Origin of the sequence: Amycolatopsis sp. 3B14, from assembly GCF_050958625.1 — a bacterium.
Classification (GTDB): domain Bacteria; phylum Actinomycetota; class Actinomycetes; order Mycobacteriales; family Pseudonocardiaceae; genus Amycolatopsis_E; species Amycolatopsis_E thermoflava.
Genome location: NZ_JBHZEN010000074.1, coordinates 53,360 through 66,623 on the forward strand (window position 1 = coordinate 53,360; position 13,264 = coordinate 66,623).

A 13,264-nucleotide genomic window follows, 5' to 3' on the forward strand; every position below is an offset into this window, starting at 1 on the left:
TCTGCCATGGTCACACGGCCGCAACCACGATTCATCGGGGAAAACCCCGGGGATCGCGGCCGCCGCAAACTCAGGGTCGTTCCCCGATGTGCGCGCGGGACCGCTGACGCATGCTGGGCACCATGAACGACACGGCAGAGGCTCCGAAACCGCAAGGCCTGGGCGGTTTCGAGGAGACCGTGAAGGACTTCTGGGCCAGCCGGCCGCGCCGTCCCGCCAGGGGCGGCAAGATCGGCGGCGTCGCGGCGGCCATCGGCAACCGGTACGGCATCGACCCGGTGATCGTGCGGGTGGCGTTCGTGACCGCGACCGTGTTCGGCGGCGTCGGCGCTTCGCTGTACCTGCTGTGCTGGCTGCTGTTCCCGGCCGAGGGCGACGAGGTGTCACCCATCGAGTCACTGTTCGGGCAGGGCCGCAGCTCGATGTCCAAGCACATCACGATCGTGCTGGCCATCCTGTTCTTCCCGCTGTCCAGCTGGGCGTTCGCCGGCGGCTGGTTCGACGGGGGCGGCATCATCGGCGCGGCGATGATGGTCACCGCGCTGTACCTGCTGCACCGCGGCCGCGGGCACGTCAACCGGCCGGCGCCGGTGACCCACGTGGCCACCGAGGTCGGCCCCGCCGCGTTCTCGATGAGCGCGCCGGGCACCACGGAGCGGGCCGAGTCCGGGTGGGATCCGCTGGGCGCGGACCCGATGGCGTGGGACCTGCCGGACCCGGTTCCGCCTCCGGCACCGGCCCCGCCGCCACCGCCGCGCGCGCCGCGGCGGACGAGCAAGATCGGTGTCGCGACCTTCGGCATCGCGCTGCTGGTCGCCGGGATCGGCGCGGCGATCGGTTCGTCCGGCGACGCGTGGTTCTCGCCGCAGCACGTCATCGGGCTGGTGCTCGGGGTGCTGGGCGTCGGGATGGTGGCAGGCGCGTTCGCCGGTGGCGGCCGCAAGCTGGCCATCCTGGCGGTGCCGCTGTCGATCGCGGGTGTCGCGCTGACCACGGTCCCCGTCGCCGACTACTCCGGCGGGCTGGGCGACCTGCGGGCCACGCCGGTGAGCGCGGCCGAGGTGCTGCCGAGCTACCAGCGCACGGCCGGGACCGTGGACCTGGACCTGACCAGGCTGCCCGCGGACGTGCCGGTGACGACCGAGGTGCACCTCGGCGCGGGCGACACGACGATCCGCGTGCCCGCGACGGCGGACGTCACGTACTCCTGCGAGTCGCAGGCCGGTGACGTGAGCTGCTTCGGCCGCGAGAGCAACGGGGTCGGGATCGCCCCGATCACCGGAGTGGACTACGGGATCGACGGTCCGGGCGGGCTGCAGCTGACGCTGAAGGCCGACCAGGGCGTCGGGAGCTTGGAGGTGCGCCGTGGCTGAGAACCCCTACGCCCACGACACGGAGACGCCGGCGCCGCCGGAGCGGCGACGCGGGGTGGACGTCGTCACGCTGATCCTCGGCATCGCGACGCTCCTGGTGTCGGCCTACGTCCTGTCCGACGGCGCCACGTGGCTGCCCTCCTTCGACCTGAAGTGGGTGCTCGCCGGCGGCGCGGTGCTCGTCGGGGTGCTGATGCTGGGCGCGTCGATGCGGGGAGGCCGGCGGGACTGACGCCGGAGACTGCCAGGCCAGAAGGGAGCCGCGGACGTGTCCGCGGCTCCCTTTTTTTCAGGCCATGATCCAGAATTCGGTCACGATCAGGGCGAGGCCGACCAGGACCAGCGCGCAGGCGGCGGCTCCGAGCAGGCGGTGGCGACGGCCCCGGCCTGCACGCAGCTCGCCCTCCGGTTTCGCGGCGATGATGAAATCGCTGCCGTCCTCCGGCTTCCCGATGACCAGCGAGCCCGTCACGTCGCGCGCTTCGCCGAGGACGTAGAGCCAGGTGCCGGGCCGGATGATCCACTCCTCGTAGTGGAAGCCGAGGGTGCCCCGGCCCCGCGGCCACTCGAGACCGAGGAACTCGACCGTCTCGGCCCGGAAATCGGTCTGGTAGGAATCGACCGGCTTTTCCACGGCCTCCGGCCGGGCGCCGTCCACGACCAGCTCGATCGGGCGGCGCTGCGGATCGACGAGCACGAAACTCGGCGGCGCCTGCCCTTCGGCGACCGTGTCCCAGCGCACCCGACGGTGCCCCTTGCGGGTGCGGTAGTACCAGCGCCGCCGGACGCGGTAGCTGTACCAGACGCACGGGGTCTTGCTGAGCTCCGACGTCAGCAGTCCGCCGGCACCCGGCTGGGCGCCGCCGATCACCTCGGTGATCTTGCGGAAGCCGCCCTCGGGTCGCGGCCGCGGGACCATCCGCCGCATCTGCTCCAGTTGCGCGACCGTGAGGGTGGGCGTGGCGGTCATGGCCCGGATCTGCGCGCCCGCCTTGCGCGCGCGGCGGAACAGGAACACCGCCACGACGATCAACGCGATGCCGGCCAGCGACACGCCGCCCCCCAGGTCAGTCCCGGATCACTCCCACTCGATGGTGCCCGGCGGCTTGCTGGTCACGTCCAGCACGACCCGGTTGACCTCGGGGACCTCGTTGGTGATGCGGGTGGAGATGCGCTCCAGCACGTCGTAGGGCAAGCGGGTCCAGTCGGCTGTCATGGCGTCCTCGCTGGACACCGGGCGCAGCACCACGGGGTGGCCGTAGGTGCGGCCGTCGCCCTGAACGCCGACGCTGCGGACGTCCGCGAGCAGCACCACCGGGCACTGCCAGATGTCGCGGTCCAGGCCCGCCGCGGTCAGCTCCTCGCGGGCGATCGCGTCGGCGGCGCGCAGCGTCTCCAGCCGGTCCGCGGTGACCTCGCCGATGATGCGGATGCCGAGGCCGGGGCCGGGGAACGGCTGCCGGTGCACGATGGTCTCCGGCAGGCCCAGCTCCAGCCCGACGCGGCGGACCTCGTCCTTGAACAGCAGCCGCAGCGGCTCGACCAGCTCGAACTGCAGGTCCTCCGGCAGGCCGCCGACGTTGTGGTGGCTCTTGATGTTGGCCGCGCCGGTGCCGCCGCCGGACTCGACGACGTCCGGGTACAGCGTGCCCTGGACGAGGAAGCGGTAGTCGCCCTGCGCCTTGAGGTCGCGCTCGGCCTGCTCGAACACGCGGATGAACTCGCGGCCGATGATCTTGCGCTTCTGCTCCGGGTCGGTGACGCCGGCGAGGGCGCCGAGGAAGCGCTCACGGGCGTCGACGGTCACCAGGTTCACCCCGGTGGCGGCGACGAAATCGCGCTCGACCTGGGCGCGTTCGCCGGTGCGGAGCAGCCCGTGGTCGACGAAGACGCAGGTCAGGCGGTCGCCGATGGCGCGCTGGACCAGCGCGGCGGCGACGGCGGAGTCGACCCCGCCGGACAGGCCGCAGATCGCGCGGCCGTCCTCGCCGATCTGCTCGCGGATGCGGGCGATCTGCTCCTCGACGATCGAGGCGGTGGTCCACTGCGGCTTGATGCCCGCGATGTCGTGCAGGAAGCGGCGCAGGACCTCCTGGCCGTGCGGCGAGTGCAGGACCTCGGGGTGGTACTGGACGCCGGCGATGCGGTCGTCGACGTTCTCGTAGGCGGCGACCGGGGCGCCCTCGGAGGTCGCGGTGACCTTCGCACCGGCCGGCGGCTTCGTGACGCTGTCGCCGTGGCTCATCCACACCTGGTGCCGCTCGGGCAGCTCGCGGTGCAGGATGCCGCCGTCGGCCGGGATGTGCACCTCGGTGCGGCCGTACTCGCGGTTGCCGGTGGCCTCGACGGTGCCGCCGAGCGCCTGGGCGAGGACCTGGAAGCCGTAGCAGATGCCGAAGATGGGGACGCCGGACTTGGCCAGCTCGGGGTCCATGCCCGGCGCGTCCGGCGAGTAGGCGCTGGCCGGGCCGCCGGACAGGACGATCGCCGAGGGGTTCTTCGCGAGGATCTCGTCGCGCGTGGCGGTGTGCGGCACCACCTCGGAGTAGACCTGCGCCTCGCGGACACGGCGGGCGATCAGCTGCGCGTACTGCGCGCCGAAGTCGACGACGAGCACCGGACCGCTCGGATTGGACACCGGACCTCCATCAGGACGACGTGTGTCTTCCATCGTCCCAGGTGGGCTGGGTCACGTGCGCCCGGGGACGTGGTAACGACGAAGGCCCCGGACGCGTGGCCCGGGGCCTGTCTGACGTATGGATGGCCGGCACGGCGGTCGCCTCTCGGCGAAAGGTCCGAACAGGGCTCCGGCTCGCACCGGTATTCCCTGACGGCGAAACAGGTGAGGCCCGGGGGACACGGACCGCACCGACCAGCACGTACAACGGGGGCGGTGCGCCGGGTATTCCGTAACGGCCTGCGCGCCGCACACGATCTTGGGGCGTGGCCGAGCCCGCCGAGAGCGACCTCCGGTCCGTCCTGCGCGGGTGCCTGGGCGGGCTGGCCTGGGGGACGCTGCACATCGCCGTCGGGATCGCCTGGCTCTTGGCGAGCGAACAGGCCGTGGGCTGGTACCTCACCGCCTGCGGCGCCGACCACCTCGAACCCTCCGCGGGGATGGGCCTCCTGATCATCATGATTCCGAAGCTGATCCTGTTCGCGGGCTACTCCGCCGGTGCCTGCTCAATCCTCGTGTGGGTCACCCGGCGATGGACGTCCCGAAGTCTCGGCCTGGTGGCCGCCCTCGCCGGGGCGGCCTTGCTCACCTGGGGCTTCTGGCTCTGGGAGATCAACTGGGTCGTCCGGCCCAGCTTGGAGAACTCGTCCTGCTGAGATCACCCGATCGGGGCGATGCTCGCGGCACGCGTGGAACGTGAAACGACCTTTCCTCCGGCGCTCTAAGTTGGTCCGCATGGACACCATCACGCCGGAACCGCGGCCGGCCTGGATCGCCGGCCGGGCGGAGCAGGGGACGGCCACCCTGGACGTGCACCACCCCTTCGACGGCAGCGACGTGGCGACCGTCGCCGTGCCGGGGCCGGATCAGGTCGAGCGTGCGGTGGCCGCCGCGGTCGCCGTCGCGCCGGTGCTTCGCCGGACACCGGCCCACGTCAGGGCCGCCGCGCTGGAACACACCTCGCAACAACTCGCCGCGCGCGCCGAGGAGCTCGCCGAACTCATCACCGCCGAGAACGGCAAACCCCTGAAGTGGGCGGCAGCCGAGGTGCGCCGCGCGGTGTCGGTCTTCCGCATCGCCGCCGAGGAGGCCCGCCGCTTCTCCGGCGACCTCCAGCGCCTGGACACCGACGCCGCCGGCGAGAACCGCCTCGCCATGGTCCGCCGCGTGCCCCGCGGCCCCGTCCTCGGCATCGCGCCGTTCAACTTCCCGCTCAACCTCGTCGCCCACAAGGTCGCCCCCGCGCTGGCCGTCGGCGCGCCGATCATCGTCAAACCCGCCCCGCGCACCCCGCTGTCCGCGCTGGTCCTCGGCGAGATCCTGGCCGAGACCGGCCTCCCGGAGGGCGCGTTCTCGGTCCTCCCGCTGGGCAACGAGGACACCGCGAAACTGGTCGCGGACCCGCGACTGCCGGTCGTGTCGTTCACCGGCTCCGGCCCGGTCGGCTGGTCGCTGGCCGACGCCGCCCCGCGCAAGCACGTCGTCCTGGAACTGGGCGGCAACGCGGCCGCGGTCGTGCTCGGCGACTGGACGGACCTGACCGGCGCCGCGCAGCGCATCGCGACCTTCGGCAACTACCAGGCCGGCCAGTCGTGCATCGCGGTGCAGCGGGTCATCGTCGAACGCTCGGTGGCCGACGAGTTCATCCCCGCGCTCGCCGAAGCCATCGCCGCGCAGCGGACCGGTGACCCGTACGACTCCACGGTGGACGTCGGCCCGGTCGTCGACGAGGCGGCCGCGGAACGGATCGTCGCCTGGGTCGACGAGGCCGTCGCCGCCGGCGCGAAGCTGCTGGCCGGCGGGTCGCGCCAGGGCGCGACCGTCGAACCCACGCTGCTCACCAGCGTGCCCGCCGAGACGAAGGCGTGGTCCGAGGAGATCTTCGGCCCGGTCCTCGCCGTGTCCGTGGTCGAGAACGCCGACGAGGCCTTCGCCGCGGTCAACGCCTCCGCCTACGGGTTGCAGGCCGGCGTCTTCACCCGCGACGTCCGCCTCGCGTTCCGCGCCTCCGCCGAGCTCGAGGTCGGCGGCGTGATCATCGGCGACGTGCCGTCCTACCGCGCGGACCAGATGCCCTACGGCGGTGTGAAGGGCTCCGGGGTGGGCCGCGAAGGCGTGCTCGCCGCCATGCACGACCTCACCGAGGAGCGGGTCACCGTGTTCGCCGGGATCGACCTGTAGACACCAGCGGCAGTCGGAGGGCGGCCGGCGCGTCGGCCGGGACCGCCGGGTTCTTCGGCGGGACCGGCTTGATCCGCCGGTAGCCCTTCGACTGGTCCGGCCGCTTGTCGGCCTCGCCCTTGTTGGGCCAGAACGAGAACGCCCGCTCCGCCTGCGCGGTGATGGTCAGCGACGGGTTCACGCCCAGGTTGGCCGTGATCGCCGTGCCGTCCACGATGGACAGTCCGGGGTAGCCGAACACGCGGTGGTACGGGTCGATCACGCCGTCCTCGGCGCTGGTGCCGATCGGCGCGCCGCCGATGAAGTGCGCGGTGAGCGGGATGTCGAACACCTCGCCCCAGGTGCCGCCCGCGGTGCCGTCGATGTGCTTCGCGGTCAGCTCGTTGGCCTGGTGCCCGGCCGGGATGAACGTCGGGTTCGGCTCGCCGTGCCCCTGCTTGGAGGTGTACTTGCGCCGCCCGAACAGGCCCCGCTTGGTGTAGGTGGTGATCGAGTTGTCGAGGCTCTGCATCACCAGCAGGATCACGGTCCGCTCGCTCCACCGGTAGCCGTTGAGCAGCTTCGCGCTCTGCACCGGGTGCTTGACCAGGAACCGCACCGCCTGCAGCCAGCGTGGCGTCGGCACCGAGCCGTCGGTCGCGATCGTCTGCAGCAGGCTCATCGCGTTGCTGCCCTTGCCGTAGCGCACCGGCTCGATGTGCGTCGACTCGTCCGGGTGGAACGACGACGTGATCGCCACGCCGCGGCTGAAGTCGCGCTCCGGGTCCACGGTCGGGCGGCCCGCGCCGATGATGGCTTCGGAGTTGGTGCGGGTCAGCTCGCCCAGGCGCGGCGACAGGCGGGGCAGCGTGCCCTGGTCGCGCATCTCGTGCAGCAGCCGCTGCGTGCCCCAGGTGCCCGCGGCGAGCACGACCTGGCCCGCGGTGAGCGTGGTGCGGAAACGCTTCGACCTGGTGCCGGTCTTGCGGACGTCGACCTCGAACGAGCCGTCCCCACGCGGGCGGACGGCGGTGACCGTGGTGAGCGGGATGACCTGCGCGCCGCCCTGTTCGGCGAGGTAGAGGTAGTTCTTGACCAGCGTGTTCTTCGCGCCGACGCGGCAGCCGGTCATGCACGAGCCGCATTCGGTGCAGCCCGTCCGCTCCGGCCCGGCCCCGCCGAAGTACGGGTCCGGCACGCGCTCGCCCGGCTTGTCGAAGAACACCCCGACCGGCGTCGGGTGGTAGCTGTCGGCGACGCCCATGTCGGCGGCGACCTTCTGGATGACCTCGTCCGACGGCGTGACGCTCGGGTTCGTGACCACACCGAGCATCCGGCTCGCCTGGTCGTAGTACGGCGCGAGCTCGGACTCCCAGTCGGTGATGTGCGCCCACTGCTTGTCCTGGTAGAACGGCTTGAGCGGCCGGTACAACGTGTTGGCGTAGACCAGCGACCCGCCGCCGACACCGGCGCCGGCCAGGATCATCACGTCGCGGAGCAGGTGGATCCGCTGGATGCCGAAGCAGCCGAGCGCGGGCGCCCACAGGTACCGCTTGAGGTCCCAGGACGTCTTGGCGAACTCGTCGTCGGCGAACCGGCGGCCCGCCTCGACGACGGCCACCCGGTAGCCCTTTTCGGTCAGCCGGAGCGCGGCGACGCTGCCGCCGAACCCCGATCCGACCACGATGACGTCATAGTCAGCCGCATTGCTGTTACGCGTGGTCACAGGTAAAGCGTAACCACCACCACAGGGTTCTGACCAGTAGTAAGTTACCGATCAGTTCGGGCAACCTCTTCGCCGCGCGTAACGTATTTCCCCCATCGGAGTGATTATCGTTGTAAATCACATCACAAATCTGGGGAGATGCCTTGTCGTTGCCGCCTTCGCTCGACCGGGTCCGCCGGCTGATCACCGACGGCTCCTGCGCCGTGCTGTCGCTGGATGTCTTCGACACCATCCTGTGGCGGCGCACGCCCAGGCCCACCGACGTGTTCGCCGTGCTGGGGGCGCGGCTCGTGCGGGACGGCCGGTGCCCGGACTGGGTCACGCCCGCCGCGTTCCGGCGCATGCGGATCGTCGCGGAACAGCGGGCGCGCCAGAGCGAGGAGGCGCTGGGCACCGAGGTGTCGCTGTTCGACATCTGGCAGCACATGCCGATGCGGATCTTCGGCGCCGAGCTGCCCGAGCTGGTCCGCGCCGAGGTGACCTGCGAGCGCGACTTCACGGTGCCCGACCTGGACATCGCCGAGCTGGTCGAACTGGCCGCGAAGCACCACGTGCCGACCGTGCTGGTGTCGGACACCTACTTCACCGAAGAGCACCTCACCGAACTGCTCGACCGCCCCGGCCTTGGCGCGCTGCGCGAAGCCCGGGTCTTCCGCTCGCACCAGCACGGGCTCGACAAGGCGTCCGGGCTGTGGGAGATCGTCCTGGACAACCTCGGCGTGCACCCCGAGCAGGTCGTGCACATCGGGGACAACGCGGTCGCCGACATCGAGGTGCCGCAGGAGCTGGGTGTCCGGACCGTCTACTACGAGCGGCTCGACGAGGAGTTCCTCGCCGTGCTGGAGCGGGAGCGCGAGCCGCTCGGCCTGGAGGACCCGCTCGGCGAGCACCTCGATACCGACCAGGGCGACTACGGCATCACCAGCCTGCGCGCGAAGACGCTCCAGCGGGTGGACCAGGCGGCCCAGACCCCGGTCCGCACGGCCTGGCGGTACGGCGCTGCGGTGCTCGGCCCCGTGCTGACCGGGTTCGCCGAGTGGGTCGCGCTGCGCGCCCACCAGTCCGGGATCCCGGTGCTGTGGTGCCCGATGCGCGAGGGCACCCTGCTCTCGGCGCTGATCAACAACGCCGCGCAGGCCCGCGGCTGGAACGTCGAGGCGCGGCCGGTCTGGTTGTCCCGGCACGTCACCTCGCTGGCCGCGCTCGACCCGGCCGACCCGGACTCGCTGCGGCAGTTCATCCAGCAGCGCCACGGGCTCACCGTCCGCCAGCTGATGCAGGCCCTGCACCTGCGCCCTGGTGACGTGCCGCCGCTGGCCGAGGCCCTGGACACCGTCCTGGACAACGACCGGGAGATCGACCTGGTCACCGACGTGCTCACCGAAACCGCCCACCTGCGCAACCGGCTGGCCGTCACGGTCACCCGCATCCGCGAGCGGGTGCTGGGCGAGCTGCGCCGGGCCGGGATGCTCGACGCGCCCGAGCCCGCGCTGGTCGACCTGGGCTGGGGCGGGACGATCCAGTACTACCTGGGCCGGCTGCTCGACGTGGCCGGCGCGGAGGTCCGCCCGGCCGGCTTCTACCTCGCCACCGACGACCGGTCGGTGCGCGTGTACCGGGCCGGGCTGCGCATCGAGAGCTACCTCAGCCAGGGCGGGCAGCCGCCCGAGATCGCCCGGACCATCAGCCGCAGCCCCGAGGTGCTGGAGCAGTCGGTGAACGACTTCTGCGGCTCGCTGCTGGACTTCGCCGACGACGGCTCCCCCGTGCTCGGCCCGGCCTCCGACGGCGAGGCCCAGCTGGCGCAGCGGCGCGCGGTCCAGGACGGCATCCGCGAGTTCCAGACCCAGTGGTACCGCTACGCCGACGGCGGCTGGCCGGACCTGACCGGCACCGCGCGGCACCGGCTGGCGAACATCCTGGTGTCCGCGCTGAAGGCGCCGACAGCCGCCGAAGCCGCGGTGTTCGGCAACTGGGCGCACGAGGACAACTTCGGGTCCGCGCTGATCACCCGGGTCGTGCCGGAGGACCTGCTGCCCGCGATCCCCTACCTCTCCCCCGCCGACCTGGCCGATCTGGAGATGCGCGACGCGTTCTGGCCCGCACTGCTCGCGGCCTCGGACACCCGGCTGGCCGCGGGCGCTCGCGCGCTGGCCGACAGACAGGTGGACGCGGACCTGTTCGAGCCGTCCGACGATCCGGCCGAGACCAGGTTGAGTTTCCGCACCGGCGACGGCGAATGGCACGACGGCCCGCGCCGCCGGGTGCGGATCAACCACAACGGGCTTTCGTTCGCGCGCCTGGACTTCCGCTCCGCCGACGTCACCGACGTGGCTCTCGCGGTGCCGGGGCGGCCCGCGCTGGCGCGGATCGACTGGGTCGAGGTCAAGGCGATCGTGCCCGGTCAGAGCGTGCCGCGGGTGGAGCGCTGGGAACACCCCGCCGACTTCGCCGGGCTGATCCACGCCGCGTGCCGGTGGCTGGGCGGCACGCTGTTCGAGTTCGAGGCCGACGAGGGCGCGGTGTGGTTCCCGGTCGCCGCCCGGTTCGGCGCGCCGGTGACGTCCGGGCAGGTGACGGTCGCCTTCGCGGTGCTGCCGAAGTCCCGGACCGGGCTCGGCGCCCACCCGCCGTCAGCGCCCCGGCTGACGCGGATGCGCAGCCGGGTGCGGGAGGAGATCCGCACGCACGGACCGGTCGGCCTGGCCACGTCGGCGGCGCGCATCGCCGTGCGGCAGCTGCGGAGCGGCAAGTGAACGACTACGGCACCCGCACCGATCCGCACACCCAGGCCCGCGCGGCCCGGCAGACACCCCTGCTGCTGCACTCGCTGTCCTGCTTCCGGGAGGTCTTCGAGGTCGTCTACGCGCACCGGCCGATCTCCACGGTGGTCGAGGTCGGCGTCGAGTCCGGCCAGGTCAGCGGCATCTACACGGAACTCGGCGCCCGCGCGGTGTACTGCGTCGACCCGGCCCCGACCGAGTCGCTGCGCGCGGCGATCGCCGGGAACCCTTCGCTGCACCTGATCGAGGAACGCTCGCCGGACGTGCTGCCGCACCTGCCGGTCGCGGACCTCTACGTGCTGGACGGCGACCACAACTACGCGACCGTGCGCGCAGAGCTGGCCTGGGTGCTGGCGAACGCGCCGGACGCGGTCGCGGTGCTGCACGACGTGCTGTGGCCGTGTTCGCGGCGGGACCAGTACTACCTGCCGTCCCGGCTGCGCCCCGAGGACCGGCATCCGTCCAGTTCGGAGGGTCCGACCGTGTGGCACGACGAGCTGACCCGCGCCGGGTTCGTCGGCCTCGGCGCGTTCACGTGCGCGCAGGAGGCCGGCGGCGAGCGCAACGGCGTGCTCACCGCGGTCGAGGACGCACTGACCGACGGCTGGCAGCTCGCGATCATCCCGGCGATCTTCGGCGTCGGCGTGGTGACCCGGGACGAGGCGCTGCTCGACGCGCTGCGGCCCTACCGCGACTCGCGGCTCCTCTACACCTTGGAGAACAACCGCATCGCCCTCTACACCCGCTTGCTGCAGCTGCAGTTCGACGCGGTGGCGCACGCGGAGAACGCGGACTCGATGGCGGAGACGATCGCCGCGCAGCGGCGTGAGCTCGACCGGCTCGCGACGGAGGCCGCGGACCTGCGTGCCGAGGCCGACGAGCTGCGCAGGCAGAACGAACGGCTGCGGGCGCAGCTCGACGAGCGTCCGGCGACGCTGGCCGACCGCGTCCTGCGACGGCAGTGAACCGGACCCGCACCGCGACGATCGCGGCGAGCGTGGCCTGGGTGCTGGCGGCGACCTGGCTGCAGCTCATGCGGGGCCCCGGGCTGCGGGCCTACGACGTGGTGTGGGCAGAGGACGGCGGCGTCTTTCTGAACCAGGCGATGCGGCATTCCTTGTGGCACAACCTGGTCACGCCGCACGCCGGGTACCTGCAGGTGATCGCGAAGCTGATCGCGCAGCCGGCCGCGGCGCTGCCGCTCGCGTGGGCGGCGGCCGCACTGGCCGCGGGCGCGGCGCTGGTGGTCGCGTTGATCTCACTGCTGGTGTGGTTCCACAGTGGACGGGTTCTGCGGTCGCCGTGGGCGCGGGTGCTGGTGACCGTGGTCGTGCCGCTGCTGCCGCAGGCCGGGTTCGAGGTGAACGCGGCGGTCAACGACCTGCACTGGTACCTGGCGTACGCGGCGTTCTGGGTGCTGCTGGCGCCTCCGCGGTCGGTGGCCGGGCAGGTGGGTTCGGCGGCGGTGGTGGCGCTCGCGGCGCTGTCCGATCCGCTGACCGCGCTGGTGCTGCCGGCCGCGATCGTCGGGATCGTGCGGTCGCCGCGGCGGCTGCTCGCGTGCGTCACGCCCGCGGTGATGCTGGTGGCGCTGGCCGTGCAGGGCTGGGTGCACCTGACCCGCGCGGCCGGGTACCGGGCGAGCGAGACGGTGCTGGGCGAGCTGCCGTCGATCTACGGGCTGCGGGTGCTGCTGAGCGCGCTGACCGGGGACCGGTTGCTGGGGCCGCTGTACCAGTGGGCCGGGCTCGTGCTGGTCGCTGTCGTCGGTGCGGTGGCCGCGCTCGTGGCGGGTTTGCTGCTGTGGCGCGCGGACCGGGTGGCGCGACAGGTCGCGGCGGTCGGTCTGGCGTGCTCGGTGGCGTACCTGGTGGTGCCGGTCGGGTTGCGTGGCACGGGCGGGTTCCTGGAGCGCGCGGAGTTCTCGCTGAACGGGTCGCGCTACACGATCGTGCCGCTGCTGTTGTTGTGGGTCGCGGTGGCGGCGTTGCTGGACCGGCTGCGGCCGCGGACGGTCGTCGGCGGGGCGGTCGCGGTGTTCCTCGGCGTGCAGGTGCTGAGCGACTGGGCGGCCCCGAGCGTGCGCACGGGCGGGCCGTCGTGGCGTGCTTCGGTGGCCGAGGCGCGGGCTGCGTGCGCGGCGCCCGTCCGTCCGCCGCAGCCGGTGCCGCTGGTGGCGGAGGAAGACGGCCGCTACGCCGTGCCGATCGTCCCGGGACCGGACGACGTCACGATCGTCGTCGCGCCGGTGCCGCCGCCCGGCGAGCCGCTGCTGTTCGCGGTGGTGGCGCCGTGCGCGGAGGTGCGGGGCTGACTCAGCCGGCGTTGGCGAGCACCGCGTCCACGAGCCCGGGGAACCTCTTCTCCAGCTCGGCGGTGCGCAGCGTGTTCATGCGCTGCCTGCCCTCGTCGTACTGGCGGATCAGGCCGCCCTTGCGCAGGGCCCGGAAGTGGTGGCTGAGCGTCGACGCGGCGACCGGCAGGCCGAAGGTGCCGCAGGGGCGGTCGCCCTCGGCCTGGAGCAGGCGGAGGATCGCCCGTCGGG

Annotated in this window: 11 protein-coding genes; 7 read left to right on the forward strand and 4 right to left on the reverse strand. The window is 72.5% G+C overall.

Annotated features, from left to right (window positions below; all coding sequences use genetic code 11):
• Positions 1-110: 110 nt before the first annotated feature.
• Positions 111-1,373: a PspC domain-containing protein gene (locus ACCP09_RS34930; RefSeq protein WP_433753078.1), complete on the forward strand. Its 1,263-nt coding sequence runs from the start codon at positions 111-113 to the stop codon at positions 1,371-1,373.
• Complete coding sequence (locus ACCP09_RS34935; protein WP_017986702.1) at positions 1,366-1,605, forward strand: hypothetical protein; 240 nt, start codon at positions 1,366-1,368, stop codon at positions 1,603-1,605. The genes ACCP09_RS34930 and ACCP09_RS34935 overlap by 8 nt, the downstream gene beginning before the upstream one ends.
• Before the next feature lie 57 nt (positions 1,606-1,662).
• On the opposite strand, the gene ACCP09_RS34940 is transcribed toward ACCP09_RS34935, so the two are convergent.
• Together ACCP09_RS34940 and guaA are read right to left on the reverse strand one after the other, a co-directional pair.
• Positions 1,663-2,427 carry a GIDE domain-containing protein gene (locus tag ACCP09_RS34940; RefSeq protein WP_027932567.1) on the reverse strand — a complete coding sequence of 255 codons (765 nt, stop codon included), beginning with the start codon at positions 2,425-2,427 and terminating at the stop codon, positions 1,663-1,665.
• Positions 2,428-2,451: 24 nt separating this feature from the next.
• Complete coding sequence (guaA, locus tag ACCP09_RS34945) at positions 2,452-4,011, reverse strand: glutamine-hydrolyzing GMP synthase (RefSeq protein ID WP_027932568.1); 1,560 nt, start codon at positions 4,009-4,011, stop codon at positions 2,452-2,454.
• A gap of 305 nt (positions 4,012-4,316) precedes the next feature.
• Between guaA and ACCP09_RS34950 the strand changes: the two genes are divergently transcribed.
• A complete protein-coding gene (locus ACCP09_RS34950) occupies positions 4,317-4,706 on the forward strand; it encodes a hypothetical protein (protein ID WP_433753080.1) in 390 nt (129 codons plus the stop codon).
• Between the two features lie 79 nt (positions 4,707-4,785).
• A complete protein-coding gene (locus ACCP09_RS34955) occupies positions 4,786-6,231 on the forward strand; it encodes an aldehyde dehydrogenase family protein (RefSeq protein WP_433753082.1) in 1,446 nt (481 codons plus the stop codon).
• On the opposite strand, the gene ACCP09_RS34960 is transcribed toward ACCP09_RS34955, so the two are convergent.
• Positions 6,203-7,936: an FAD-dependent oxidoreductase gene (locus ACCP09_RS34960; protein WP_433753084.1), complete on the reverse strand. Its 1,734-nt coding sequence runs from the start codon at positions 7,934-7,936 to the stop codon at positions 6,203-6,205. The genes ACCP09_RS34955 and ACCP09_RS34960 overlap by 29 nt on opposite strands.
• 143 nt (positions 7,937-8,079) lie before the next feature.
• Between ACCP09_RS34960 and ACCP09_RS34965 the strand changes: the two genes are divergently transcribed.
• The 3 genes from ACCP09_RS34965 to ACCP09_RS34975 are packed head-to-tail and all read left to right on the forward strand — an operon-like array spanning position 8,080 to position 13,033.
• On the forward strand, positions 8,080-10,692 hold the full coding sequence (locus ACCP09_RS34965; RefSeq protein WP_433753086.1) for an HAD family hydrolase: 2,613 nt from the start codon (positions 8,080-8,082) through the stop codon (positions 10,690-10,692).
• Entirely contained in the window at positions 10,689-11,684 is a 996-nt protein-coding gene (locus ACCP09_RS34970; RefSeq protein WP_433753087.1) for a class I SAM-dependent methyltransferase, read from the forward strand. The genes ACCP09_RS34965 and ACCP09_RS34970 overlap by 4 nt, the downstream gene beginning before the upstream one ends.
• Positions 11,681-13,033: a glucosyltransferase gene (locus ACCP09_RS34975; RefSeq protein WP_433753089.1), complete on the forward strand. Its 1,353-nt coding sequence runs from the start codon at positions 11,681-11,683 to the stop codon at positions 13,031-13,033. The genes ACCP09_RS34970 and ACCP09_RS34975 overlap by 4 nt, the downstream gene beginning before the upstream one ends.
• A 1-nt stretch (position 13,034) precedes the next feature.
• On the opposite strand, the gene ACCP09_RS34980 is transcribed toward ACCP09_RS34975, so the two are convergent.
• Positions 13,035-13,264: ArsR/SmtB family transcription factor (locus tag ACCP09_RS34980; protein WP_433753091.1), on the reverse strand; the 230-nt coding region annotated here is incomplete at its 5' end.

Coding starts and splice junctions, on each gene's coding strand:
- ACCP09_RS34930 (WP_433753078.1), top strand. CDS start 111: ATGCTGGGCACCATGAACGACACGGCAGAGGCTCCGAAACCGCAAGGC.
- ACCP09_RS34955 (WP_433753082.1), top strand. CDS start 4,786: ATGGACACCATCACGCCGGAACCGCGGCCGGCCTGGATCGCCGGCCGG.